This is a genomic window from Silvania hatchlandensis, assembly GCF_025564065.1.
In the GTDB taxonomy this organism is placed as follows: domain Bacteria; phylum Pseudomonadota; class Gammaproteobacteria; order Enterobacterales; family Enterobacteriaceae; genus Enterobacter; species Enterobacter hatchlandensis.
Map to the genome: position 1 here is coordinate 108,793 of NZ_JAMGZK010000042.1, position 24,379 is coordinate 133,171.

24 protein-coding genes are annotated in these 24,379 nt (G+C 56.9%); 20 read left to right on the top strand and 4 right to left on the bottom strand.

The features are described from left to right. The first annotated feature begins 11 nt into the window (after positions 1-11). The 4 genes from M8014_RS06410 to M8014_RS06425 all read left to right on the top strand — a co-directional run bounded on the left by M8014_RS06410 (position 12) and on the right by M8014_RS06425 (position 3,860). Positions 12-1,568 (top strand): PTS transporter subunit EIIC, encoded by a 1,557-nt coding sequence (locus M8014_RS06410; RefSeq protein WP_271281695.1) that lies wholly within the window; start codon positions 12-14, stop codon positions 1,566-1,568. Then, positions 1,568-2,257, top strand: coding sequence for an N-acetylmannosamine-6-phosphate 2-epimerase (locus M8014_RS06415; protein ID WP_271281696.1), 690 nt, complete (start codon positions 1,568-1,570; stop codon positions 2,255-2,257). The genes M8014_RS06410 and M8014_RS06415 overlap by 1 nt, the downstream gene beginning before the upstream one ends. Positions 2,258-2,328: 71 nt before the next feature. Continuing rightward, positions 2,329-3,000: a 7-carboxy-7-deazaguanine synthase QueE gene (gene queE / locus M8014_RS06420; RefSeq protein ID WP_271281697.1), complete on the top strand. Its 672-nt coding sequence runs from the start codon at positions 2,329-2,331 to the stop codon at positions 2,998-3,000. A 74-nt stretch (positions 3,001-3,074) separates the two neighbouring features. Next, positions 3,075-3,860, top strand: coding sequence for an SDR family oxidoreductase (locus M8014_RS06425; protein WP_271281744.1), 786 nt, complete (start codon positions 3,075-3,077; stop codon positions 3,858-3,860). 57 nt (positions 3,861-3,917) lie between these two features. Here M8014_RS06425 and queD read toward each other — a convergent pair whose 3' ends face one another. Further along, positions 3,918-4,280, bottom strand: a complete 363-nt coding sequence (gene queD, locus M8014_RS06430) for a 6-carboxytetrahydropterin synthase QueD (protein ID WP_271281698.1) — start codon at positions 4,278-4,280, stop codon at positions 3,918-3,920. 307 nt (positions 4,281-4,587) lie between these two features. On the opposite strand from queD, the gene cysJ reads away from it, so the two are divergent. The 3 genes from cysJ to cysH are packed head-to-tail and all read left to right on the top strand — an operon-like array spanning position 4,588 to position 8,855. Beyond that, positions 4,588-6,393, top strand: a complete 1,806-nt coding sequence (gene cysJ, locus M8014_RS06435; RefSeq protein WP_271281699.1) for an NADPH-dependent assimilatory sulfite reductase flavoprotein subunit — start codon at positions 4,588-4,590, stop codon at positions 6,391-6,393. Beyond that, positions 6,393-8,105, top strand: a complete 1,713-nt coding sequence (gene cysI, locus M8014_RS06440) for an assimilatory sulfite reductase (NADPH) hemoprotein subunit (RefSeq protein ID WP_271281700.1) — start codon at positions 6,393-6,395, stop codon at positions 8,103-8,105. Before cysJ ends, cysI begins: the two co-directional genes overlap by 1 nt. Before the next feature lie 15 nt (positions 8,106-8,120). Then, complete coding sequence (gene cysH, locus M8014_RS06445) at positions 8,121-8,855, top strand: phosphoadenosine phosphosulfate reductase (RefSeq protein WP_271281701.1); 735 nt, start codon at positions 8,121-8,123, stop codon at positions 8,853-8,855. Between the two features lie 49 nt (positions 8,856-8,904). Here cysH and M8014_RS06450 read toward each other — a convergent pair whose 3' ends face one another. Next, positions 8,905-9,948, bottom strand: coding sequence for an aminopeptidase (locus tag M8014_RS06450; RefSeq protein WP_271281702.1), 1,044 nt, complete (start codon positions 9,946-9,948; stop codon positions 8,905-8,907). Between the two features lie 239 nt (positions 9,949-10,187). Between M8014_RS06450 and cysG the strand changes: the two genes are divergently transcribed. From cysG to rpoS, 13 genes are all read left to right on the top strand, one after another. Continuing rightward, a complete protein-coding gene (cysG, locus tag M8014_RS06455) occupies positions 10,188-11,546 on the top strand; it encodes a siroheme synthase CysG (RefSeq protein ID WP_271281703.1) in 1,359 nt (452 codons plus the stop codon). Positions 11,547-11,555: 9 nt separating this feature from the next. Continuing rightward, complete coding sequence (gene cysD, locus M8014_RS06460; RefSeq protein ID WP_271267083.1) at positions 11,556-12,464, top strand: sulfate adenylyltransferase subunit CysD; 909 nt, start codon at positions 11,556-11,558, stop codon at positions 12,462-12,464. 9 nt (positions 12,465-12,473) lie between these two features. Continuing rightward, entirely contained in the window at positions 12,474-13,901 is a 1,428-nt protein-coding gene (gene cysN, locus M8014_RS06465) for a sulfate adenylyltransferase subunit CysN (protein WP_271281704.1), read from the top strand. Then, entirely contained in the window at positions 13,901-14,506 is a 606-nt protein-coding gene (gene cysC / locus M8014_RS06470; RefSeq protein ID WP_271281705.1) for an adenylyl-sulfate kinase, read from the top strand. The genes cysN and cysC overlap by 1 nt, the downstream gene beginning before the upstream one ends. 61 nt (positions 14,507-14,567) lie before the next feature. Then, on the top strand, positions 14,568-14,891 hold the full coding sequence (locus tag M8014_RS06475; RefSeq protein WP_271281706.1) for a DUF3561 family protein: 324 nt from the start codon (positions 14,568-14,570) through the stop codon (positions 14,889-14,891). Between the two features lie 166 nt (positions 14,892-15,057). Continuing rightward, positions 15,058-15,369: a cell division protein FtsB gene (gene ftsB / locus M8014_RS06480; protein WP_271267079.1), complete on the top strand. Its 312-nt coding sequence runs from the start codon at positions 15,058-15,060 to the stop codon at positions 15,367-15,369. 19 nt (positions 15,370-15,388) lie between these two features. After that, entirely contained in the window at positions 15,389-16,099 is a 711-nt protein-coding gene (ispD, locus tag M8014_RS06485) for a 2-C-methyl-D-erythritol 4-phosphate cytidylyltransferase (RefSeq protein ID WP_271281707.1), read from the top strand. Continuing rightward, positions 16,099-16,578 (top strand): 2-C-methyl-D-erythritol 2,4-cyclodiphosphate synthase, encoded by a 480-nt coding sequence (gene ispF, locus M8014_RS06490; RefSeq protein ID WP_040074259.1) that lies wholly within the window; start codon positions 16,099-16,101, stop codon positions 16,576-16,578. The genes ispD and ispF overlap by 1 nt, the downstream gene beginning before the upstream one ends. Continuing rightward, positions 16,575-17,624 carry a tRNA pseudouridine(13) synthase TruD gene (truD, locus tag M8014_RS06495; protein WP_271281708.1) on the top strand — a complete coding sequence of 350 codons (1,050 nt, stop codon included), beginning with the start codon at positions 16,575-16,577 and terminating at the stop codon, positions 17,622-17,624. Before ispF ends, truD begins: the two co-directional genes overlap by 4 nt. Beyond that, the gene (gene surE / locus M8014_RS06500; protein WP_271281709.1) at positions 17,605-18,366 is read left to right on the top strand and encodes a 5'/3'-nucleotidase SurE; all 762 of its coding nucleotides are present in this window, start codon (positions 17,605-17,607) and stop codon (positions 18,364-18,366) included. Before truD ends, surE begins: the two co-directional genes overlap by 20 nt. Next, complete coding sequence (locus M8014_RS06505) at positions 18,360-18,986, top strand: protein-L-isoaspartate(D-aspartate) O-methyltransferase (RefSeq protein WP_271281710.1); 627 nt, start codon at positions 18,360-18,362, stop codon at positions 18,984-18,986. The genes surE and M8014_RS06505 overlap by 7 nt, the downstream gene beginning before the upstream one ends. Positions 18,987-19,102: 116 nt before the next feature. Further along, positions 19,103-20,227 carry a murein hydrolase activator NlpD gene (nlpD, locus tag M8014_RS06510; RefSeq protein ID WP_271281711.1) on the top strand — a complete coding sequence of 375 codons (1,125 nt, stop codon included), beginning with the start codon at positions 19,103-19,105 and terminating at the stop codon, positions 20,225-20,227. Positions 20,228-20,287: 60 nt separating this feature from the next. After that, positions 20,288-21,280 (top strand): RNA polymerase sigma factor RpoS, encoded by a 993-nt coding sequence (gene rpoS, locus M8014_RS06515; RefSeq protein ID WP_271281712.1) that lies wholly within the window; start codon positions 20,288-20,290, stop codon positions 21,278-21,280. Positions 21,281-21,332: 52 nt separating this feature from the next. Here the strand turns inward: rpoS and M8014_RS06520 are convergent, their stop codons facing one another. Both M8014_RS06520 and mutS read right to left on the bottom strand, forming a co-directional pair. Next, positions 21,333-21,710, bottom strand: a complete 378-nt coding sequence (locus M8014_RS06520; RefSeq protein ID WP_271281713.1) for a DUF4440 domain-containing protein — start codon at positions 21,708-21,710, stop codon at positions 21,333-21,335. Positions 21,711-21,798: 88 nt separating this feature from the next. After that, positions 21,799-24,360: a DNA mismatch repair protein MutS gene (gene mutS, locus M8014_RS06525; protein ID WP_271281714.1), complete on the bottom strand. Its 2,562-nt coding sequence runs from the start codon at positions 24,358-24,360 to the stop codon at positions 21,799-21,801. Between the last annotated feature and the right edge of the window lie 19 nt (positions 24,361-24,379).

Sequence of the window (24,379 nt, forward strand, 5' to 3'; positions counted from 1 at the left end):
GAAATGAAAATATGATGCAAATGTTCAGTGGTGCCTCCTCCGGGGCATGGTTTGAAAAGGCGCAGCGGTTCGGTAAATCGTTCATGCTGCCAATAGCTGTATTACCCGCAGCGGGCCTGCTGCTGGGAATTGGCGGGGCGTTGTCCAATCCCAATACGCTAACAGCGTACCCGTTCCTGGATGTCGGCTGGCTTCAGGCCATATTTACGATTATGAGCAGCGCCGGTTCGATTGTGTTTGCCAACCTGTCAGTGCTGTTTGCCGTAGGGGTGGCCGTTGGGCTGGCAAAAACGGACAAAGGCACCGCCGGTCTGGCGGCACTGCTCGCCTTCCTGGTGATGAATGCCACCATCAATGCACTGTTGATCCTCACCGGCACGCTGGCGCATGAGAATCCCGGCGCGGTCGGTCAGGGGATGACGCTCGGCATTCAGACCCTCGAAACCGGCGTGTTCGGCGGCGTGGTGATTGGCCTCGTGACCTGCACGCTACACCATCGCTTCAATAAAATCGCGTTGCCGCAGTTCCTCGGTTTCTTCGGCGGCTCGCGCTTTGTACCGATTATCAGCTCACTGGCGGCGATTGTGGTCGGCGCGCTGATGACGGTGGTCTGGCCGCATTTCCAGAAAATGATTTTTGGACTCGGTGGGCTGGTGGATGCGACCGGTTATCTCGGCACGTTCTTATACGGCTTTATCCTGCGGATGCTCGGCCCATTTGGCCTGCACCATATCTTCTATCTACCGTTCTGGACCACGGCGCTCGGCGGAAGTGAAATCGTCAACGGGCAACTGGTCGAAGGCACGCAGCGCATCTTCTTCGCGCAGCTTGCCGATCCGAACACCCAGCAGTTTTACATCGGCACCTCGCGGTTTATGTCCGGGCGCTTTATCACCATGATGTTTGGCCTGCTGGGCGCGTGTCTGGCGATGTATCACACGGCGAAACCAGAGAACAAAAAACGCGTCGCGGGCCTGCTGCTCTCGGCGGCGCTGACCTCGTTCCTGACCGGGATCACCGAGCCGATTGAATTCTCATTCCTGTTCGTGGCCCCGGTTTTATACGTCATCCATGCGTTCTTTGATGGGCTGGCGTTCATGATCGCCCATATTCTGCATATCACCATCGGGCAGACGTTCTCGGGCGGTTTCATCGATTTTATCCTGTTTGGTGTCCTTCAGGGCGAAGCCAAAACCCACTGGATGTACGTTCCGCTGGTCGGCATTCCGTGGTTCTTCCTCTATTACTTCACCTTCCGCTTCATGATTAACCGCTTTGGTTTTGCCACACCGGGCCGTGAGAAAGAGACAGTCGTCGAAAACACACTTCCCCAGAGCGAACGTGCGGCGGCGGTTATTGCGGGATTAGGCGGCAGGGACAATCTGGAGGAGGTGGACTGTTGCGCCACGCGTCTGCGCGTGACGGTCAAAGACGGCAGCAAGGTCGACGAAGCGGCACTCAAAGCGACTGGCGCACGCGGCGTCATTGTTCGCGGCAATGGGGTCCAGGTCATTTACGGCCCGCACGTCACCATCATTAAAAACGAAGTCGAAGAGAGTTTAGCGTAATGAAAACGGTACTGGATGTTTTGAAAGGCAAATTGATCGTCTCCTGTCAGGCGCTGGAAAATGAACCGCTGCACAGTTCATTTATCATGTCGCGCATGGCGCTGGCAGCGGCGCAGGGCGGGGCGGTCGCCATTCGCGCTAATAGCGTGGTGGATATCGCCGCCATCAAAGAGACCGTCTCGTTGCCGGTGATCGGCATCATCAAGCGTGATTATGCGGACAGCGAGGTGTTTATCACCGCGACGATGAAAGAGATCGACGAGCTGATGGCAGTCGAGCCGGAAATCATTGCCCTCGACGCGACCGACCGCCCGCGTCCGCACGGGGAGTCACTTGCTGCACTGGTTGAACAAATCCGCACCCGCTATCCGTCGTTATTGCTGATGGCCGATATCGCCACGGTTGCCGAGGCCAAAACGGCGCAGATGCTGGGCTTCGACTGCGTGGGCACCACGCTTCACGGCTATACGGCGGATACGCAGGGGCGCATGCTGCGTGAAAACGACTGCGGATTTTTACGCGACGTGCTGGCGACAGTGACAGTTCCGGTTGTGGCAGAAGGCAATGTCGACACGCCAGAACTGGCCGCGCGCTGCCTGGAATTAGGCGCACACACGGTGGTGGTAGGCGGTGCAATTACGCGTCCTCAGCAGATAACCGCGCGTTTCGTGGCGGCGATTGAGTCCTAAAGCACCGATCGGGCATGATACTTAGGCGGGGATCTGCGATACTTAACGTTTATCCCCAAACTGAGATGACTATGCAGTACCCGATTAACGAGATGTTCCAGACCCTGCAAGGCGAGGGTTACTTCACCGGCGTTCCTGCTATTTTTATTCGATTACAGGGATGCCCGGTTGGCTGTGCCTGGTGTGATACCAAACATACGTGGGATAAACTCGCAGATCGGGAAGTGTCGCTGTTCAGTATTCTGGCCAAAACCAAAGAGAGCGATAAATGGGGCGCTGGCAGTGCAGAAGATCTGCTGGCAATCATTGGTCGTCAGGGCTGGACCGCCCGCCACGTGGTGATCACCGGAGGGGAGCCCTGCATCCACGACTTAACCTCGCTCACGGATCTGCTGGAAAAGAACGGCTACAGCTGCCAGATTGAAACCAGCGGCACCCACGAAGTACGCTGCTCGCACACCACCTGGGTGACGGTATCGCCGAAAGTGAATATGCGCGGCGGGTACGACGTATTGTCGCAGGCACTGGAACGTGCCGATGAGATCAAACACCCGGTGGGCCGCGTGCGTGATATTGAAGCACTGGATGAACTGCTGGCGACGCTGAACGACGAAAAGCAGCGTATCATTGCCCTGCAGCCAATCAGCCAGAAAGACGACGCCACGCGTCTGTGCATTGAAACCTGTATCGCGCGCAACTGGCGTTTGTCGATGCAGACGCACAAGTATCTGAATATCGCTTAGCAAAATCAGAGATATTGTCGGGCGAGTTTTGCCTTGTCCGGCAATTTTGCGCTTCAGGGAGAATAAGCGACATGATGTCAAATGAGTCAATCAACGCTTTTTCGATGGATTTTTTCTCGTTAAAAGGCAAGACGGCAATTGTGACCGGCGGTAATCGCGGTTTAGGGCAAGCTTTTGCCGTGGCACTGGCGAAAGCGGGGGCAAATGTTTTTATCGCCGGTATTAGCAGCGAGAATACCAGGACGCGTGAACTTATTGAGCAGCAAGGCGTTGAGGTGGAATTCATGTCTGTAGATATTTCCAGCGATGGTGTACCGCGGAAGATTATCAATGCCTGTTGTCATCGTTTTGGTAACCTGGATATTCTGGTCAATAATGCGGGTATCTGTAAGCTCAATAAGATACTTCGTTTTGGGCGCAGTGACTGGGATCCAATGATCGATGTTAATCTGACGGCGGCATTTGAACTCAGTCATGAAGCGGCAAAAATAATGGTTCCGCGCCGTAGCGGTAAGATTATTAATATCTGTTCGGTATTTTCATTTTCAGGCGGAAGATGGTCTCCGGCCTATGCAGCAACCAAGCATGCGCTAGCAGGGTTAACCAAATCTTATTGCGATGAATTAGGTCAGTATAATATTCAGGTGAATGGTATTGCGCCTGGCTATTACCACACCGATATCACAGCCATAACGCATAGTACCCCAAAGGAATATAAGAGGGTGCTTGAGCATATCCCTGCCAACCGATGGGGAGAGCCGCAGGATTTAATGGGTGCAGTGGTATATCTTGCCAGTCGGGCCTCAGATTATGTCAATGGCCATATCCTGGCCGTTGATGGCGGTTATCTGGTGCGTTAGCGGCGCTGGAAGAATGAAGACCCGCCTTACGGCGGGTCCTGTGCGGGAAAGAGGGGATTATTCTCCGCGATACACGCAGCCCGCCGTACAGGTTTCTTTGATCATCACTGCACTCAGCAGCGGCACCAGCGGCTTCATCTCATCCCAGATCCACTTTGCCAGTACTTCGCTGGTCGGGTTTTCAAGCCCTGGAATCTCATTCAGATAGTAGTGATCGAGGCGATTATAGGTCGGCTTGAAGGCGGCCTTCAGTTCGGAAAAATCCATGATCCAACCGGTGTGCGGATCGACTTCACCCGTGATCTCCAGGCGCACCATAAAGGAGTGCCCGTGCAGGCGACCACATTTATGCCCTTCCGGGACGTGAGGGAGATGGTGGGCGGCTTCGAAGATGAAATCTTTAAACAGTGTGGTGGACATCGTGGACTCTCAAAAATGCGGAAAAAACCGCCGTAGAGTACCGGAAAGTACCTTTTTTATCATTAACTAAAACGGGCATTCTCCCGGGACGCTGCTTACACTGCGATGACTCACGGTTTTATGTTTTAATTTCATAGGCTTAATTAATCGTTTTTATTGTTAAGAACAATAGCTAAAAGAGGTTAGTTCTTTTGGTTATTTATTATTTCCATCCCTTCTTTAATTGTTATGATCCGCGCCGTTAACCTTACACTCTGTTCTGTCTTTAAGATAAAAATTCAGCTTTGCTACTGGAACATAACGACGCATGACAACACAGGCCCCACCTTCAAATTTGCTTCCCCTGAACCCGGAGCAACTGGCACGCCTGCAGGCGGCCACCACTGATTTTTCGCCTACCCAGCTCGCCTGGGTGTCCGGTTATTTCTGGGGAATGCTCAACCAGCAGCCCGGCAGCGCGGTAAGCGCACCGGCTACGGCCGTTGAGATCCCGGCAATTACGCTTATCTCTGCTTCACAAACCGGCAACGCGCGCCGCGTCGCCGAAGCACTGCGCGACGACCTGCTCGCGGCCAAACTGAACGTGAACCTGGTGAACGCCGGGGATTATAAATTTAAGCAAATCGCGTCAGAAAAACTGGTTGTGGTGGTCACGTCAACCCAGGGCGAAGGTGAGCCGCCTGAAGAAGCCGTTGCGCTGCATAAGTTCCTGTTCTCGAAAAAAGCCCCCAAACTTACGGATACCGCGTTTGCCGTTTTCGGCCTGGGCGACTCGTCCTATGAATTCTTCTGCCAGTCCGGCAAAGATTTTGACAGCAAGCTGGCGGAACTGGGCGGTGAGCGCCTGCTGGACCGCGTTGATACCGACGTCGAGTATCAGGCCGCCGCTGCCGAATGGCGCGCACGCATTGTTGATGTGCTGAAAGCCCGCGTCCCGCAGGACACGCCGGCGCAGGCTGCCGTGACCGCCACTGGCGTGGTCAACGATATCCACACCAGCCCGTATACCAAAGAAGCGCCGCTGACGGCGAGCCTCTCTGTTAACCAGAAAATCACCGGTCGAGATTCTGAAAAAGATGTGCGCCATATCGAAATTGATTTGGGCGACTCCGGTCTGCGTTACCAGCCGGGCGATGCGCTTGGCGTCTGGTATCAGAACGATCCGGCGCTGGTGAACGAGCTGGTAGAACTGCTGTGGCTGAAGGGCGATGAGCCGGTAACGGTAGAAGGCAAAACCCTGCCGCTCGCGCAAGCGCTGCAGTGGCATTTCGAACTGACCGTCAACACCGCCAATATCGTGGAAAACTACGCCACCCTGACCCGCAGCGAGGCACTGCTGCCGTTGGTGGGTGACAAAGCGAAACTGCAGCACTACGCCACCACCACCCCCATTGTGGATATGGTGCGTTTTGCCCCGGCACAGCTGAGCCCGGAGGCATTAACCGGCCTGCTGCGTCCACTGACGCCGCGCCTCTACTCCATCGCCTCTGCTCAGGCAGAAGTGGAGAGTGAAGTGCACGTGACCGTCGGCGTGGTGCGTTACGACATCGAAGGCCGCGCCCGTGCGGGCGGTGCCTCCAGCTTCCTCGCGGATCGCGTTGAGGAAGAGGGCGAAGTCCGGGTGTTTATTGAGCACAACGACAACTTCCGTCTGCCTGCCAACCCGGAAACCCCGGTGATTATGATTGGTCCAGGTACCGGTATTGCGCCGTTCCGCGCCTTTATGCAGCAGCGTGCCGCCGATGAAGCCTCCGGTAAAAACTGGCTTATCTTCGGCAACCCGCACTTTACGGAAGATTTCCTTTATCAGGTTGAGTGGCAACGCTACGTCAAAGAGGGCGTGCTCTCGCGCATCGATTTGGCCTGGTCTCGCGACCAACAACAAAAAATATACGTACAAGACAAACTGCGCGCACAGGGCGCAGAACTGTGGGCATGGATCAATAACGGTGCCCACATTTATGTCTGCGGCGACGCCAATCGCATGGCGAAAGACGTTGAGCAGGCTTTGCTGGAAGTGATTGCTGAATTCGGTGGCATGGATACTGAATCGGCGGATGAATTTTTAAGTGAGCTGCGCGTAGAGCGCCGTTATCAGCGAGATGTCTACTAATGAGCGAAAAACATCCTGGCCCTCTGGTGGTCGAAGGCAAGCTGACTGATGCCGAGCGCATGAAGGTTGATAGCAACTATCTGCGCGGCACCATTGCCGAAGATTTGAATGACGGTCTGACCGGCGGTTTTAAAGGCGATAACTTCCTGCTGATCCGTTTCCACGGTATGTACCAGCAGGACGACCGCGATATCCGCGCCGAGCGTGCTGAACAGAAGCTGGAGCCGCGTCATGCGATGCTGCTGCGCTGCCGTCTGCCGGGTGGGATCATCACCACCAAACAGTGGCAGGCGATCGACAAGTTTGCCCATGACAACACGATTTACGGCAGCATCCGTCTGACTAACCGTCAGACCTTCCAGTTCCACGGTATTTTGAAGAAGAACGTGAAGCCGGTACACCAGATGCTGCACTCGGTAGGGCTGGACGCGCTGGCGACCGCCAACGACATGAACCGTAACGTGCTCTGTACTTCCAACCCGTACGAGTCCGAGCTGCACGCGGAAGCCTACGAATGGGCGAAGAAGATCTCTGAGCATCTGCTGCCGCAGACCCGCGCGTATGCCGAGATCTGGCTCGATCAGGAAAAAGTGGCCACCACCGACGTTGAACCGATCCTCGGCCAGACCTATCTGCCGCGTAAGTTCAAAACCACGGTGGTGATCCCGCCGCAGAACGATATCGATCTGCACGCCAACGACATGAACTTTGTCGCGGTTGCTGAGAACGGCAAGCTGGTGGGCTTTAACCTGCTGGTGGGCGGCGGCTTGTCCATTGAGCACGGCAACAAGAAAACCTACGCCCGTACCGCGAGCGAGTTTGGCTATCTGCCGCTGGAACATACCCTTGCGGTGGCTGAAGCGGTGGTGACCACTCAGCGCGACTGGGGTAACCGTACCGACCGTAAAAACGCCAAGACCAAGTACACCCTTGAGCGCGTCGGCGTCGATACTTTCAAGGAAGAGGTGGAGCGCCGGGCGGGCATCACCTTTGAACCGATCCGTCCTTACGAATTCACCGGTCGCGGCGATCGCATCGGCTGGGTGAAGGGCATCGACAATAAATGGCACCTGACGCTGTTTATCGAGAACGGCCGTATTCTGGATTATCCGGGCCGTCCGCTGAAAACCGGTCTGCTGGAGATCGCGAAGATCCACAAAGGCGAGTTCCGCATTACTGCCAACCAGAACCTGATCATCGCCGGCGTGCCGGAGAGCCAGAAGGCGAAGATCGAGAAGCTGGCCCGGGAACATACGCTGATGGATACGGTGAAACCGCAGCGTGAAAACTCCATGGCCTGCGTGTCGTTCCCGACCTGTCCGCTGGCAATGGCCGAAGCTGAGCGCTTCCTGCCGTCGTTCACCGACAAAGTGGAAGCGGTGCTGGAAAAACACGGCATCCCTGATGAACATATTGTGATGCGCGTGACCGGCTGCCCGAATGGCTGTGGCCGTGCGCTGCTGGCCGAGCTGGGGCTGGTGGGTAAAGCTCCTGGGCGCTACAACGTGCATCTGGGTGGGAATCGCAGCGGAACGCGTATTCCGCGAATGTATCGCGAAAACATTACCGAGCCGGAAATTCTGCAGTCAATTGACGAGCTGGTCGGGCGCTGGGCGAAAGAGCGCGACGCGGGTGAAGGCTTCGGCGACTTTACGGTGCGTGCGGGCATTATTCGCCCGGTGCTCGATCCCGCAAGGGATTTCTGGGAGTAACCACGAGAGGTCATTATGTCCGTACTCGATCTAAATGCGCTTAACGCATTGCCCAAAGTGGAACGCATTCTGGCGCTGGCCGAAACGAACGGCCAACTGGAAAAGCTTGATGCCGAAGGGCGCGTCGCCTGGGCGCTGGAGAATCTGCCTGGTGAATACGTGCTCTCATCGAGCTTTGGTATTCAGGCGGCCGTCAGCCTGCATCTGGTGAATCAGATCCGCCCGGATATCCCGGTGATCCTCACCGATACCGGCTACCTGTTCCCGGAAACCTACCAGTTTATCGATGAGCTAACGGACAAGCTCAAGCTGAACCTGAAGGTCTACCGCGCTGAGCAGAGCGCCGCCTGGCAGGAAGCACGCTACGGCAAGCTGTGGGAGCAGGGCGTTGAGGGCATTGAGAAATACAACGACATCAACAAAGTTGAGCCGATGAACCGCGCCCTGTCTGAACTCAATGCGCAAACCTGGTTTGCCGGCCTGCGTCGCGATCAGTCCGGCAGCCGCGCGAGCCTGCCGGTGCTGGCTCTCCAGCGCGGGGTGTTCAAAGTGCTGCCGATTATCGACTGGGATAACCGTACCATTTACCAGTACCTGCAGCAGCATGGGCTAAAGTATCACCCGCTGTGGGATCAGGGTTATCTGTCGGTGGGCGACACCCATACCACCCGCAAATGGGAGCCCGGTATGGCAGAAGAAGAGACGCGCTTCTTTGGCCTGAAGCGCGAGTGCGGATTGCACGAAGGTTAACGGCACTAAAATGCGGCCCGGTAAGGCGTAGCCATTACCGGGCGCTTTCTCAGGCCCTGGCCGCTTTCGCCAGCTCTTTTACCAGCGGCAGCATCACGCGCACCACGTCCCGGCTGCGGCGTTCAATCCGGTGCGGGAGCGCGGCATCAATGTACTGCTGATTATCCAGCCGCACGTCGTGCCAGCTGGTTCCCGTTGGAAAGGCTTTCGATTTTGCCCGCTGCTGATAGCCGTCTTTTTTACCCAGCGACCAGTTGGTGGCTTCGACATACAGGACCGGGATCCCGGCTTTATCAAACACCTCACCATCATTACAGCACCCCGTGCCTTTCGGGAACGCTGCGTTGCCGCCTGGGTTGGTGGCCGCAAAAATGCCGTGAGTGCGGGCAATGGCCAGCGCGCGGTCGCGGGTTAATTTGCGCACCTGGGCTGGGGTGGTTTTGCCGCTGTTAAAATAGAGCTTATCGCCGACGATCAGGTTATCGAGGTTGATCACCAGCAGGGTGTTTTTCTTCTCGGCCGCGCTCATGCGTTTAAGCACATTCTCCGCGCCCAGCTTTCCCTCTTCCTCGCCGCTGGTGGCAATAAAGCGAATGCTGTACTGGGTGGGGATGCTTTTCAGTCGATCGGCCAGCTCCAGCATCACTCCGACGCCTGCGGCATTGTCATCGATGCCCTGTAAGGTCAGGCCGCCGAGGTTGTGGTCGCTATCGCTGTCGCTCATCGGGGCGTAAGTATCCAGATGCGCGAGGATAATAATTTGTTGTTCGGTTTTACCTTCATGGGCGGCAATCACGGTGCTGCCGGTCACGTTGTGCCAGTTTTTGCTTTGATTACGTGAGGTATAGATATAGCGGCTCTGGAAGGTACGGATGTCGCTCTGGTACCCCATCCCGGCGAACTGCTGGCGGACATAGTCAGCGCTGAGCATTTCGGCAGGGGTACCGGTCATGCGGCCGGGGAAAAATGTCGCAATATGACGCGCCTGCGAGGCGGCCATTTCACCCATGGCGGGGGTTTTTGCCTGAACGGGCAGGATAAAGCAAACGCCGAACGCCAGGGCAGCGATCCGGTGGCGCATTGCGGAAAACATAATGCATCCTTAAAAAAGAGATCAAAATTTTAACGCGCCTAGTATGAAACCGTGACGGCGCTTACACAATTTGAATTGCTCTTAAATGCCTGTCATGGCGCGTCTTAAGCACTTTTTGATATGAGCTTTTTCACGGCGTTATTCCATTGAGTAACTACTCATTCCAATTCGTAATTTCATTCGTCCCGAACAGCCCCCTATAGTCCCACTATTCCTGGTTGTTAGCGAGTTGTAGCATTGTGGATTACCTTCCTTTATTTGCTGCCATAAAAGACCGTCCGGTGCTTGTTGTCGGTACCGGAGAGATCGCGCTGCGCAAAATCGCCTTTTTACAGCGTGCAGGTGCGCAGGTGCAGGTTGTGGCCGAGGCGGACTTTGATGAATCGCTTATCGATGCTGTGGTGCTGGTGATTGCCGCCACTGAAGATCGGACGCTCAACCAGCGCATTTCGGCTGCCGCTCACGCCCGCCACCGTCTGGTGAACGTGGTGGACGATCAGCCGCTGTGCTCCTTTATCTTCCCGTCGATTGTCGACAGGTCGCCGCTGCTGGTGGCGATCTCCTCCGGCGGTACCGCACCGGTGCTGGCGCGCGTGTTACGTGAGAAAATCGAAGCCTTGCTGCCGACAAGCCTCGGGCGGATGGCAGAGAAAGCCAGCTTCTGGCGCAACCATTTGAAAACCCGCCTGACCAGCGTGACGGAACGTCGTCGCTTCTGGGAGCGCGTGTTCCGTGGCCGCTTTGTCAGCCTGATGCAGGCAGGCAACGAAACTGCAGCCCAGCAGCTGCTGGAAGATGAGCTGGATAACCCTGGCAGCAGCGCGGGCGAAATTATTCTGGTTGGAGCCGGGCCTGGCGATGCCGGATTATTGACGCTTCGCGGCCTGCAGGTGCTGCAGGACGCTGACGTGGTGTTTTACGACCATCTGGTCACTGACGGCATACGCGAACTGATCCGCCGGGATGCGGAACAAATCTGCGTCGGCAAACGCGCGGGTGGGCACGCAGTTCCGCAGCATGACACCAATCAGATGCTGATTGCGGCGGCCAAAGCGGGTAAAACAGTGGTCCGTCTGAAAGGCGGCGATCCGTTTATCTTCGGCCGTGGCGGCGAAGAGCTGCAGGCGGCGGCCGAGGCGGGTGTGCCTTTCCAGGTGGTACCGGGGATCACCGCGGCATCTGCCGTCACGGCTTATGCCGGTATCCCGCTCACCCATCGTGATTACGCCCAGAGCGTGACCTTTGTGACCGGCCACTACAAGGCCGACAGCGCGCCGCTGGACTGGGCGCACCTGGCGCAGGGCCGCCAGACGCTGGCTATCTACATGGGCACCATGAAGGCGGCAGAGATCAGTCAGCAACTGATCCAGCATGGCCGCGACGGAACAACGCCTGTTGCCGTGATTTCGCGCGGTACTCGTGTGGATCAACAGGTCGCAACCGGCACATTACAACAGCTTGCAAGCCTGGCAAAAGACGCCCCGATGCCCGCCCTGATTGTGGTGGGAGAAGTTGTGCAGTTGCACGACACGCTCGCCTGGTTTCAACATACAACAGATGCAGAAGGGTTTGGTTCTTCTGTTATAAATTTGGCTTAAGGAACGGTTATGGACCAAAAACGACTGACTCACCTGCGGCAACTGGAAGCGGAAAGTATTCATATTATCCGCGAGGTAGCCGCTGAGTTTTCTAATCCGGTAATGATGTATTCCATCGGCAAAGACTCCAGCGTGATGCTGCACCTGGCGCGTAAAGCGTTTTACCCGGGCACCTTGCCGTTCCCGCTGCTGCACGTGGATACCGGCTGGAAATTCCGTGAGATGTATGAATTCCGTGACCGTACCGCCAAAGCGTACGGCTGCGAGTTGCTGGTGCATAAAAACCCGGAAGGGGTGGCGATGGGCATTAACCCGTTCGTGCACGGCAGCGGTAAACACACCGACATTATGAAAACCGAAGGGCTGAAGCAAGCCCTGAACAAATACGGTTTTGATGCAGCATTCGGCGGCGCGCGCCGTGATGAAGAGAAATCCCGCGCCAAGGAGCGTATCTACTCCTTCCGCGATCGCTTCCACCGCTGGGATCCTAAAAACCAGCGCCCGGAGCTGTGGCATAACTACAACGGCCAGATTAACAAAGGCGAAAGCATTCGCGTGTTCCCGCTCTCGAACTGGACCGAGCTGGATATCTGGCAGTACATCTATCTGGAAAATATCGACATCGTTCCTCTGTATCTGGCGGCAGAACGCCCGGTGCTCGAGCGCGACGGCATGCTGATGATGATTGATGACGATCGTATCGATCTGCAGCCAGGGGAAGTGATCAAAAAACAGATGGTGCGCTTCCGTACCCTCGGCTGCTGGCCGCTGACCGGCGCGGTAGAGTCGAACGCGCAGACGCTGCCGGAGATCATTGAAGAGATGCTGGTCTCGACCACCAGCGAGCGACAAGGGCGCGTGATTGACCGCGACCAGGCAGGCTCAATGGAGCTGAAGAAACGTCAGGGTTATTTCTAAGGAGCCGCCATGAATACCACTATTGCTCAACAGATTGCCGATGAAGGCGGCGTAGAAGCCTACCTGCACGCGCAGCAGCACAAAAGTTTACTGCGGTTTCTGACCTGCGGCAGCGTCGACGACGGCAAAAGTACGCTGATTGGCCGTCTGCTGCACGACACCCGTCAGATCTATGAAGACCAGCTCTCCTCGCTGCACAACGACAGCAAACGTCACGGCACCCAGGGCGAAAAGCTCGATCTGGCGCTGCTGGTGGATGGCCTGCAGGCGGAGCGCGAGCAGGGCATCACCATCGACGTGGCTTACCGCTACTTCTCCACCGAGAAGCGCAAATTTATTATTGCCGACACCCCGGGGCACGAACAGTACACCCGCAACATGGCCACCGGTGCCTCCACCTGTGACCTGGCGATCCTGCTGATCGACGCCCGTAAAGGCGTGCTGGATCAAACCCGTCGCCACAGCTTTATCTCCACCTTACTGGGGATCAAGCACCTGGTGGTGGCAGTCAACAAAATGGATCTGGTGGATTTCAGCGAAGATAAATTTAACGAGATCCGCGAAAGCTACCTGACCTTTGCCGAGCAGCTGCCGGGCAACCTCGATATCCGCTTTGTGCCGCTGTCGGCGCTGGAAGGGGACAACGTTGCTTCCCAGAGCGCTAGCATGCCGTGGTACAGCGGCCCAACGCTGCTGGAAGTGCTGGAAACCGTTGAGCTGCAGCGCAGCGTCGAGACCCAGCCGCTGCGCTTCCCGGTTCAGTACGTTAACCGCCCGAATCTCGATTTCCGCGGCTTCTCTGGCACCATCGCCGGTGGCCGCGTGAGCGTCGGCCAGCGCCTGAAAGTTCTGCCTTCTGGCGTGGAGTCTGCCGTTACCCGTATTGTCACTTTTGATGGCGATCTGCAGGAAGCCGGTGCAGGTGAGGCGGTGACGCTGGTGTTGAAGGATGAAATCGACATCAGTCGTGGGGATCTGCTGGTGGACGCGTCCGACGCCCTGCCCGCGGTACAAAGCGCCTCGATCGATGTGGTGTGGATGGCGGAGCAGGCGCTGAGCGTCGGCCAGAGCTATGACATTAAAATCGCCGGTAAGAAAACCCGCGCCCGCGTAGACGCCATTCAGTATCAGGTGGACATCAACACCCTGGCGCAGCACAGCGTCGCGGAGCTGCCGCTGAACGGCATCGGTCTGGTCGATTTCACCTTCGACGAGCCGCTGGTGCTGGATCAATATCAGCAGAACCCGGTGACCGGCGGGCTGATTATCATCGATCGTCTGTCTAACGTTACCGTGGGTGCCGGAATGGTCCATGAGCCGCATGAACAATCGACTGCCGTGCCGTCTGAATTCAGCGCCTTTGAGCTGGAGCTGAACGCACTGGTGCGTAAACACTTCCCGCACTGGGGCGCACGCGATCTGCTGGGAGGCAAGTAATGGCCCAGCATGATGAGAACGTTGTCTGGCATCCTCATCCGGTGACCGTTGCCGCGCGCGAACAACTCCACGGTCACCGTGGGGTTGTGCTGTGGTTTACCGGGCTCTCCGGCTCGGGTAAATCCACCGTGGCCGGGGCGCTGGAAGAGGCCCTGCATCAGAATGGGGTCAGCACCTACCTGCTGGATGGCGACAACGTGCGTCACGGGCTGTGCAGCGATCTGGGCTTTAGCGACGACGATCGCAAAGAGAACATCCGTCGGGTGGGCGAAGTGGCCAGCCTGATGGCCGACGCCGGGCTGGTGGTCTTAACGGCGTTTATCTCGCCGCACCGGGCCGAGCGGCAGACGGTGCGCGAGCGGGTCGGTCAGGATCGTTTTATTGAAGTCTTTGTCGACACGCCGCTGGCGATCTGCGAGCAGCGCGATCCGAAAGGGCTGTATAAGAAAGCCCGCGCGGGCGAGCTGAAAAATTTCACCGGCATTGATGCCGTATATGAAGCCCCCGAATCACCGGACATTCACCTCAAGGGTGAACAATTGGTAACAAATTTGGTGGGTGAATTATTAGACCTGCTCCGGCAGGACGATATTATCAGATCCTGAGACAGCATCGATGAGGAAGCAGGTTATCCATCATCGGTGCGACATGGTCACGGGATCAGCTATGCGGAACAGCGAAAACTACATTATCACCAGGTCAGATTCGGTAGCGGCGACTGACGAAACGACCTGGTCTTTTCCCGGGGCGATCGTCGGCTTTGCGTCATGGCTGATGGCGCTGGGCATCCCCTTCCTGCTGTATGGCAGCAATACCTTATTCTTCCTCCTCTATACCTGGCCTTTCTTCCTGGCGCTGATGCCCGTTGCCGTGGTGGTCGGGATTGCGCTGCACTCTCTGCTCAATGGCAAGCTGCTCTATAGCGCCCTCACCACCGTTGTCGCGGTGGCCGTGATGTTCGGGCTGTTATTTTTGTGGCTCATGGGATAAGTTCATCCATAATTCAAACCGTAACCAACTATGAGACAATGTTGGCTGCGCGAATCTGCGAAAAAAATGTGGTACATTTGCCCGCAATGTTGCGGCATCTCTGTAGCCCCGATGTAGAGTCGTGGGGAAAGTTATGGGATGATGATGCCGTTTTTCAGGGGGCAGGATGGGTAAACTTACGCTGCTGTTGCTGGCTTTGCTGGTCTGGCTTCAGTATTCGCTGTGGTTCGGTAAGAACGGTCTTCACGACTACAGTCGCGTCAATGACGACGTGACGGCGCAGCAGGCAACAAACGGCAAACTTAAAGCGCGAAACGATCAGCTGTTCGCTGAAATTGACGATCTCAATGGCGGACAAGAAGCGATTGAAGAGCGCGCGCGCAATGAACTCAGCATGACTAAGCCGGGCGAAACTTTCTATCGTCTGGTGCCGGATGCGTCTAAACGCAACCAGGGCTCAGTACAAAACACTCGATAATCAGGCCCAGGATTACGCCATGGCAGTAACTTTTTCGAACGTATGCGCCGTTGTTCCGGCCGCCGGGTTTGGCCGGCGCATGCAGACAGAATGTCCTAAGCAGTACCTTTCAATTGGTGACAAAACGATCCTTGAGCACGCCGTGGCGGCGCTGCTGGCGAACCCGCGCGTGACGCGGGTGATTATTGCTATCAGCCCGGGCGATGCCCGCTTTGCCGCGCTTTCGCTTGCCAGCCACCCACAAATCACCGTTGTTGACGGCGGCGCAGAGCGTGCCGATTCGGTGCTAGCGGGTCTGCAGGCTGCCGGTGACGCGCAATGGGTGCTGGTGCATGATGCGGCGCGTCCGTGCCTGCATCAGGACGACCTGGCACGGCTGCTGGCCATCAGCGAAACCAGCCGCATCGGCGGTATTCTGGCGACGCCGGTACGCGATACCATGAAGCGCGCCGAGCCGGGCCTGCAGGCCATTGCCCATACGGTGGATCGCGTTGATCTCTGGCACGCGCTGACGCCGCAATTTTTCCCCCGCGAACTGCTCCACGACTGCTTAACCCGCGCGCTGAATGAAGGCGCGACCATCACCGATGAAGCGTCGGCGCTGGAGTATTGCGGTTTTCACCCCGAACTGATTGAAGGGCGCGCAGATAACATAAAAGTGACGCGCCCCGAAGATTTACAGCTGGCAGAATTTTATCTTACCCGTTCGACCCATCAGGAGAAGGCATAATGCGAATTGGACATGGTTTTGACGTACACGCCTTTGGCGGCGAGGGCCCAATTATCATTGGCGGTGTGCGTATCCCTTATGAAAAAGGGCTGCTCGCGCATTCTGATGGCGATGTTGCACTGCATGCTTTAACCGATGCGCTGCTCGGTGCGGCGGCGCTGGGCGATATCGGCAAGCTCTTCCCGGACACGGATCCGGCGTTTAAGGGCGCGGACAGCCGCGAGCTGCTGCGCGAAGCCTGGCGCCGTATTCAGGCGAAAGGATTTACCCTTGGGAATGTCGATGTGACGATTATTGCTCAGGCGCCGAAAATGCTGCCGCACATTCCGCAGATGCGCGTCTTTATCGCCGAAGATCTCGGCTGTCACATGGACGATGTCAACGTTAAAGCCACCACCACCGAAAAGCTCGGCTTTACCGGCCGCGGCGAGGGCATTGCCTGTGAAGCGGTGGCGCTGCTGGTGAAGGCGGCAAAATGATCGACATCACCAACCTGACCTGGCTGCACGGTCAGCCACAGGGAACCGGCCTGCTGAAAGCCAATCCTGAAGATTTTGTGGTGATTGAAGATCTGGGCTTTGAGCCGGACGGCGAAGGAGAGCACATTCTGGTGCGGATCCTGAAAAACGGCTGCAACACCCGCTTCGTGGCCGAGGCGCTGGCAAAGTTCCTGAAAATATCCGCCCGCGAAGTGAGCTTCGCCGGGCAGAAAGACAAACACGCGGTTACCGAGCAGTGGCTCTGCGCGCGCGTGCCGGGCAATGCGATGCCGGATTTAAGCAAGTTCCAGCCGGAAGGCTGCACGGTGCTCGAGTACGCCCGCCACAAGCGCAAGCTGCGTCTCGGCGCGCTGAAAGGCAATGCTTTTACGCTGGTGCTGCGCGACGTCAGCCATCGCGATGATGTGGAGCAGCGGCTGGTGGCCATCCGCGAGCAGGGCGTCCCGAACTACTTCGGCGCGCAGCGCTTTGGCATTGGCGGTAGCAACCTGCAGGGTGCGCTGCGCTGGTCACAAAGCAATGCCCCGGTTCGGGATCGAAATAAACGCAGTTTTTGGTTGTCGGCAGCCCGCAGCGCGTTGTTTAATCAAATTGTGAGCGAAAGGTTGAAAAAACCGGACGCGAATCAAGTTGTTGTCGGCGATGCGCTACAATTAGCGGGGCGCGGCAGTTGGTTTGTTGCCACCGCTGAAGAAATGCCCGATTTACAGGCACGCGTCGATGCTAAAACGCTGCTGATCACCGCTGCGCTGGCGGGGACCGGCGAGTGGGGCCCGCAAGGGGAGGCGCTTCTTTTCGAGCAGGCCGCCATTGCCGGTGAAACAGAATTACTGTCTCTTCTGATGCGGGAAAAAGTCGAAGCAGCACGCCGGGCGATGCTGCTCTATCCGCAGCAGCTGAGCTGGAACTGGTGGGATGACGCAACCGTCGAGCTGCGCTTCTGGTTGCCGGCAGGCAGCTTTGCCACCAGCGTTGTCAGGGAACTTATCAACACTTCGGGTGACTATGCGAATATTGCTGAGTAACGATGACGGGATCCATGCGCCAGGCATTCAGACGCTGGCCAGAGCGCTGCGTGAATTTGCCGAGGTTCAGGTTGTGGCCCCCGATCGTAATCGCAGTGGTGCCTCTAACTCGCTCACGCTCGAGTCGTCGCTTCGCACCTTTACCTACGAAAATGGTGATATCGCCGTTCAGATGGGCACGCCGACCGACTGCGTCTTTCTGGGCGTTAACGCCCTGATGCGTCCGCGTCCGGACGTGGTTGTCTCCGGGATCAACGCCGGGCCTAATCTGGGCGATGACGTGATCTATTCCGGCACCGTCGCTGCCGCCATGGAAGGTCGTCATCTTGGCTTTCCGGCGTTGGCGGTCTCGCTTAACGGCCATCAGCATTACGATACCGCTGCTGCCATTACCTGTTCCATTCTGCGGGCACTCAACCGCGAGCCGCTGCGCACCGGGCGCATCCTCAATATCAACGTGCCCGACCTGCCGCTGGATCAGATCAAAGGCATTCGCGTCACCCGCTGCGGCAGCCGTCATCCGGCGGATAAAGTTATTCCGCAGCAGGATCCGCGTGGCAACACGTTGTACTGGATAGGCCCGCCGGGCGAAAAGCACGACGCCGGGCCGGATACCGATTTCGCGGCGGTAGATGAAGGCTACGTTTCCGTCACGCCGCTGCATGTGGATCTGACTGCGTATAACGCGCATGATGTGGTGTCGGGCTGGCTGGATCGCGCCGGGGTGAGTTCGCAATGGTAAGTAAGCGTGTACAAACACTTCTGAATCAATTACGCGCTCAGGGGATTGCCGATGAGCATGTGCTTACCGCACTCTCACTGGTGCCGCGTGAGAAGTTCGTGGATGAGGCGTTTGAGCACAAAGCGTGGGAAAACGTCGCCTTGCCGATAGGGCAGGGGCAGACTATATCGCAGCCTTACATGGTGGCGCGCATGACCGAGTTGCTGGAGCTGACGCCGGACTCACGGGTGCTGGAGATTGGCACGGGTTCGGGGTATCAGACCGCGATTCTGGCGCATCTGGTGCATCACGTCTGCTCGGTGGAGCGCATCAAAGGCCTGCAGTGGCAGGCGCGTCGTCGTTTAAAGCAGCTCGATTTGCATAATGTCTCTACTCGTCACGGCGATGGCTGGCAAGGCTGGAAGGCCCGCGGTCCGTTTGATGCCATTATCGTGACGGCAGCCCCGCCGGAAATCCCCTCTGCGCTAATGGCGCAGCTGGATGACGGCGGGATCCTCGTGCTACCGGTGGGCGACGAACATCAGCTGTTAAAGCGTGTCCGTCGACGGGGCAACGAGTTCATCATCGATACCGTGGAAGCCGTGCGCTTTGTGCCTCTGGTAAAAGGTGAGCTGGCCTGAGACTCGGAATTTTCCAGGATTATTCAGGCCAATTCAGCGTATGGTGTGGCGCAAAAGCATCGTGACATCACGGTTAATATTAAGTCACTGGTAATTAACACATTCCTGGGGGATAAATGAGCGCGGGAAGCCCAAAATTCACCATCAGCCGTGTTGCGGCATTATCACTGGTTTCACTCTGGCTGGCAGGCTGTACTAACTCTAATAACGCCCCTGCGCCAGTGAGCTCGGTTGGCGGCAACAGCAGCTCGGGCAGTTCTTCCGGCGGTATGCTGATCACCCCACCGCCTAAAATGGGCACGGTGCCTGCGCAGCAAACTCCGCAAATTCAGCCTGTACAGCGTCCTGTTACCCAGCCAACGCAGATCCAGCCAGTGAATACGCCTGTGCAGACCGAAAATGGCCGCATTGTGTATAACCGTAAGTATGGGAACATTCCGAAAGGGAGCTATACCGGCGGCAGTACCTACACCGTTAAGCGCGGCGATACCCTCTTCTATATTGCCTGGATCACCGGGAACGATTTCCGTGACCTTGCGCAACGAAATAACGTGCAGGCCCCGTATGGCCTGGAAGTGGGCCAGGCGCTGCAGGTGGGCAATGCGACAGGTACACCGTTAACGCCAGGCAATACCGTTTCGGTTGCGGATGTCTCTGCGCAAAATAACAGTGTGATGCCTGCGCAAAAATCAAGCACAGTGGTTGCGTCGCAACCGACAATTACGTATTCTGAGGACTCAGGTGAACAGAGTGCTAACAAGATGTTGCCGAATAATAAAGGGACTGCGACCGTTGTCACAGCACCCGTTACGGCACCTGTGGTTAGCTCTACCGTGCCCGCTGCCAGTAGTCAGACGTCCAGTTCGCCAATCTCTTCCTGGCGCTGGCCTGCTGAAGGCAAAGTTATCGAGAACTTTTCTTCCTCCGAGGGGGGAAATAAAGGGGTCGATATCGCAGGGAGTAAGGGACAGGCTATTATCGCGACCGCAGATGGTCGTGTGGTATACGCCGGTAACGCTCTGCGCGGATACGGTAATCTTATTATCATAAAACATAACGATGATTACCTGAGTGCCTACGCCCATAACGATACGATGCTGGTCCGGGAACAACAAGAAGTTAAGGCGGGGCAAAAAATAGCGACCATGGGTAGCACCGGAACCAGTTCTACACGCTTGCATTTTGAAATTCGTTACAAGGGGAAATCCGTAAACCCGCTGCAGTATTTACCGCAGCGATAATTTGGCGGGACATACCAATTGGTGTGTTGCGCCCAGGGATCACGGGTAGGAGCCACCTTTATGACTCAGAATACGCTGAAAGTTCATGATTTAAATGAAGACGCGGAGTTTGACGAGAACGGAGCAGAGGCTTTTGACGAAAAAGCCTTAGTAGAAGAGGAACCCAGTGATAACGATTTAGCTGAAGAAGAGCTGTTATCGCAGGGTGCCACTCAGCGCGTGCTCGACGCAACTCAGCTTTACCTTGGGGAGATCGGATACTCTCCACTGTTAACAGCAGAAGAAGAAGTGTATTTCGCTCGTCGTGCGCTGCGTGGAGATGTTGCCTCACGCCGTCGCATGATCGAAAGTAACCTGCGTCTGGTGGTGAAGATTGCCCGTCGTTACAGCAATCGTGGTCTGGCACTGCTGGATCTGATTGAAGAAGGTAACCTGGGGCTGATCCGCGCCGTGGAGAAATTTGACCCTGAACGTGGGTTCCGTTTCTCGACTTACGCAACGTGGTGGATCCGACAGACGATTGAACGGGCGATCATGAATCAAACCCGTACCATCCGTCTGCCGATTCACATCGTGAAAGAGCTGAACGTCTATCTGCGTACCGCACGCGAGTTGTCCCATAAACTGGACCACGAGCCAAGCGCGGAAGAGATTGCCGAGCAGCTGGATAAACCGGTTGATGATGTTAGCCGTATGCTGCGTCTCAACGAGCGTATTACCTCCGTCGACACTCCACTGGGTGGCGATTCCGAGAAAGCGCTGCTGGATATCCTGGCCGATGAAAAAGACAACGGCCCGGAAGACACCACGCAAGACGATGATATGAAACAGAGCATCGTCAAATGGCTGTTCGAACTGAACGCCAAACAGCGTGAAGTGCTGGCGCGTCGTTTCGGTCTGCTGGGGTATGAAGCTGCGACACTGGAAGACGTCGGTCGTGAAATCGGCCTGACCCGTGAACGTGTTCGTCAGATTCAGGTAGAGGGTCTGCGTCGCCTGCGTGAAATCCTGCAGGGGCAAGGGCTGAATATCGAAGCGCTGTTCCGCGAGTAAGCCACTCTTCGTCAAAAAAGGCCAGTCGAGAGACTGGCCTTTTTCTTTTGTATCAGGGCTGAGCGGTCTCGTGCAGCAGGCGCCACGTGATGTTAACGCCCTCTTGCGTCAGGGCGGCTGTCGACCAGCGCACATTCACTGGCTGTTCAGGACGCGTTTGCGTCTCGCGATAGTGAACAAGTGCACCGTTATCCCACGTCTGCAGAAGGGTCAATTCATCTACCACAATCTTTAGCCCCGGCCGACTGCCGCGTTGGCTATCAAAAAAACGCGCCAGCGTGGGATAATCCAGGTGGACGCCGGTTGGAGCAATCATCATAAAGTCCGGACGAAAGCGGGCGAGTAATGCATTAATATCGCCTTCTCCGCGACCTAACCAGTTTTCGATGGCGATGTGGGCTTCGATAATTTCTGCTTCGTAGTGGTTCATGGTTTCTCCAGTTAATCGCAAAACGGTAACGTTGTTACCGTTTTGCGTGTTTGCGCACTTTGCCTTTGGATAAACGCTGGTTAAGAAGTTACACCAGGTTTTTTAACCGGTAGATCCACTCCAGCGCCTGGCGTGGGGTCAGGGAATCCGGATCGAGGTTTTCCAGCGCTTCCAACGCCGGGGAGGTCTCTTCTGCTGGCGACAGCAGCGACATCTGGGTGCCATCAACCTGAGTTGCCGCCGCGTTTGGCGACAGGCTTTCCAGCTCGCGTAGCTTCTGGCGCGCGCGCTTAATCACCTCTTTCGGCACGCCCGCCAGTGCGGCAACGGCCAGGCCATAGCTTTTGCTGGCGGCGCCATCCTGCACGGTATGCATAAAGGCAATAGTGTCGCCATGCTCCAGCGCATCCAGATGCACATTCGCCACGCCTTCCATTTTCTCCGGTAGCTGCGTCAGCTCGAAGTAGTGGGTGGCAAACAGAGTCATGGCTTTGATTTTATTGGCCAGGCTTTCGGCACAGGCCCACGCCAGCGACAGGCCGTCGTAAGTTGAGGTGCCGCGGCCAATTTCATCCATCAGCACCAGGCTGTTTTCCGTGGCATTGTGCAGAATGTTGGCGGTTTCGGTCATCTCCACCATAAAGGTTGAACGCCCGCTCGCCAGATCGTCCGCGGCGCCCACGCGAGTGAAAATGCGATCGATAGGGCCGATCTCTACTTTTTGCGCCGGGACGTAGCTGCCGATATAGGCCAACAGTGCGATCAGTGCCGTCTGACGCATGTAAGTACTTTTACCGCCCATGTTTGGGCCGGTAATGATCAGCATCCGACGCTGTGGCGACAGGTTCAGGGGGTTGGCGATAAAAGGCTCGTTCAACACCTGCTCGACCACCGGATGGCGGCCTTCGAGAATGCGCACGCCGGGCTTATCGGTAAAGGTCGGGCAGCTGTAGTTCAGCGTTTCGGCGCGTTCTGCCAGATTCACCAGTACGTCCAGCTCAGCCAGCGCGGCGGCGCTCTGCTGTAGATCCCCCAGATGCGGCATCAGGCTGTCGAACAGGGCGTCATACAGCTGTTTTTCCAGCGCCAGCGCTTTGCCCTTCGAGGTAAGGACTTTGTCCTCGTACTCTTTTAGCTCAGGAATGATGTAGCGCTCGGCGTTTTTCAGCGTCTGGCGGCGCACATAGTGGATAGGGGCCAGATGGCTCTGTCCACGACTGATCTGAATGAAGTAGCCATGCACGGCGTTATAGCCCACTTTCAGCGTATCCAGCCCGAGGCGTTCGCGCTCGCGGATCTCCAGCTTATCCAGATAATCCGTCGCGCCATCGGCCAGCGCGCGCCACTCATCCAGTTCCTCGTTATAGCCTGGGGCGATCACGCCGCCGTCGCGCACCAGTACCGGCGGTGCGTCGATGATGGCGTGCTCCAGCAGCTCACGCAGTTCACTGAATTCACCCATGGTTTCACGCAGTTTCTGCACCGGCGCGCTGTCGATCTCTGCCAGCTGGCTGCGCAGTTCAGGCAGCTGCTGGAACGCGTGGCGCATGCGGGCTAAGTCGCGCGGACGGGCGGTGCGCAGCGCCAGTCGCGCCAGAATACGTTCCAGATCGCCCACCTGACGCAGTACTGGCTGCAGCTCGCTGTATCTGTCCTGCAGTGCGCCAATGGTTTGCTGGCGCCCGGTAAGTGTGTCGGTATCGCGTACCGGCATGTGCAGCCAGCGTTTGAGCATTCGGCTGCCCATCGGCGTCACGGTGCTGTCGAGCACCGACGCAAGGGTGTTTTCCACACCGCCCGCCAGGTTCTGGGTGATCTCCAGATTGCGGCGCGTGGCGGCATCCATAATGATGCTGTCCTGCTGACGATCGAGGGTGATTGAGCGAATATGTGGCAGGGCGGTGCGCTGGGTATCTTTGACGTACTGCAGCAAACAGCCTGCGGCGCACAGGCCGCGCGGGGCATTTTCAACCCCAAAGCCGACCAGGTCGCGGGTGCCAAACTGCATGTTGAGCTGCTGGCGCGCGGTGTCGATTTCAAATTCCCACAGCGGGCGACGACGCAGGCCGCGACGGCCTTCAAGCAGTGACATCTGGGCAAAATCTTCGGCATACAGCAGCTCGGCCGGGTTGGTACGCTGCAGCTCTGCCGCCATGGTCTCGAGATCGGCCGGTTCGCTCAGGCGAAAACGCCCGGAGCTGATATCCAGCGTGGCATAGCCGAAACCTTTGCTGTCCTGCCAGATGGCCGCCAGCAGGTTGTCCTGACGCTCCTGCAGCAGGGCTTCATCACTGATGGTGCCGGGCGTTACGATGCGGACAACCTTGCGATCGACCGGACCTTTTGAGGTCGCCGGATCGCCCACCTGTTCGCATATGGCGACCGACTCACCCTGATTGACCAGCTTGGCCAGGTAGTTCTCCACCGCATGGTGCGGAATACCCGCCATCGGAATCGGTTCCCCGGCTGAGGCGCCGCGCTTGGTCAGGGAGATGTCGAGCAGCTGCGAGGCGCGTTTCGCATCGTCATAAAACAGCTCGTAAAAGTCGCCCATACGATAAAACAGCAGAATTTCCGGATGCTGCGCTTTGAGCTTCAGATACTGCTGCATCATGGGGGTGTGGGCGTCGAAATTGTCTGTAGTGGTCATGGAGTGATGATGTCCATTT

Excerpts from the sequence above, each read along its gene's own strand:
- M8014_RS06410 (WP_271281695.1), top strand. The coding sequence starts at position 12 with ATGATGCAAATGTTCAGTGGTGCCTCCTCCGGGGCATGGTTTGAAAAG.
- M8014_RS06415 (WP_271281696.1), top strand. The coding sequence starts at position 1,568 with ATGAAAACGGTACTGGATGTTTTGAAAGGCAAATTGATCGTCTCCTGT.
- queE (WP_271281697.1), top strand. The coding sequence starts at position 2,329 with ATGCAGTACCCGATTAACGAGATGTTCCAGACCCTGCAAGGCGAGGGT.
- M8014_RS06425 (WP_271281744.1), top strand. The coding sequence starts at position 3,075 with ATGTCAAATGAGTCAATCAACGCTTTTTCGATGGATTTTTTCTCGTTA.
- queD (WP_271281698.1), bottom strand. The coding sequence starts at position 4,280 with ATGTCCACCACACTGTTTAAAGATTTCATCTTCGAAGCCGCCCACCAT.
- cysJ (WP_271281699.1), top strand. The coding sequence starts at position 4,588 with ATGACAACACAGGCCCCACCTTCAAATTTGCTTCCCCTGAACCCGGAG.
- cysI (WP_271281700.1), top strand. The coding sequence starts at position 6,393 with ATGAGCGAAAAACATCCTGGCCCTCTGGTGGTCGAAGGCAAGCTGACT.
- cysH (WP_271281701.1), top strand. The coding sequence starts at position 8,121 with ATGTCCGTACTCGATCTAAATGCGCTTAACGCATTGCCCAAAGTGGAA.
- M8014_RS06450 (WP_271281702.1), bottom strand. The coding sequence starts at position 9,948 with ATGTTTTCCGCAATGCGCCACCGGATCGCTGCCCTGGCGTTCGGCGTT.
- cysD (WP_271267083.1), top strand. The coding sequence starts at position 11,556 with ATGGACCAAAAACGACTGACTCACCTGCGGCAACTGGAAGCGGAAAGT.
- cysN (WP_271281704.1), top strand. The coding sequence starts at position 12,474 with ATGAATACCACTATTGCTCAACAGATTGCCGATGAAGGCGGCGTAGAA.
- cysC (WP_271281705.1), top strand. The coding sequence starts at position 13,901 with ATGGCCCAGCATGATGAGAACGTTGTCTGGCATCCTCATCCGGTGACC.
- M8014_RS06475 (WP_271281706.1), top strand. The coding sequence starts at position 14,568 with ATGCGGAACAGCGAAAACTACATTATCACCAGGTCAGATTCGGTAGCG.
- ftsB (WP_271267079.1), top strand. The coding sequence starts at position 15,058 with ATGGGTAAACTTACGCTGCTGTTGCTGGCTTTGCTGGTCTGGCTTCAG.
- ispD (WP_271281707.1), top strand. The coding sequence starts at position 15,389 with ATGGCAGTAACTTTTTCGAACGTATGCGCCGTTGTTCCGGCCGCCGGG.
- ispF (WP_040074259.1), top strand. The coding sequence starts at position 16,099 with ATGCGAATTGGACATGGTTTTGACGTACACGCCTTTGGCGGCGAGGGC.
- truD (WP_271281708.1), top strand. The coding sequence starts at position 16,575 with ATGATCGACATCACCAACCTGACCTGGCTGCACGGTCAGCCACAGGGA.
- surE (WP_271281709.1), top strand. The coding sequence starts at position 17,605 with ATGCGAATATTGCTGAGTAACGATGACGGGATCCATGCGCCAGGCATT.
- M8014_RS06505 (WP_271281710.1), top strand. The coding sequence starts at position 18,360 with ATGGTAAGTAAGCGTGTACAAACACTTCTGAATCAATTACGCGCTCAG.
- nlpD (WP_271281711.1), top strand. The coding sequence starts at position 19,103 with ATGAGCGCGGGAAGCCCAAAATTCACCATCAGCCGTGTTGCGGCATTA.
- rpoS (WP_271281712.1), top strand. The coding sequence starts at position 20,288 with ATGACTCAGAATACGCTGAAAGTTCATGATTTAAATGAAGACGCGGAG.
- M8014_RS06520 (WP_271281713.1), bottom strand. The coding sequence starts at position 21,710 with ATGAACCACTACGAAGCAGAAATTATCGAAGCCCACATCGCCATCGAA.
- mutS (WP_271281714.1), bottom strand. The coding sequence starts at position 24,360 with ATGACCACTACAGACAATTTCGACGCCCACACCCCCATGATGCAGCAG.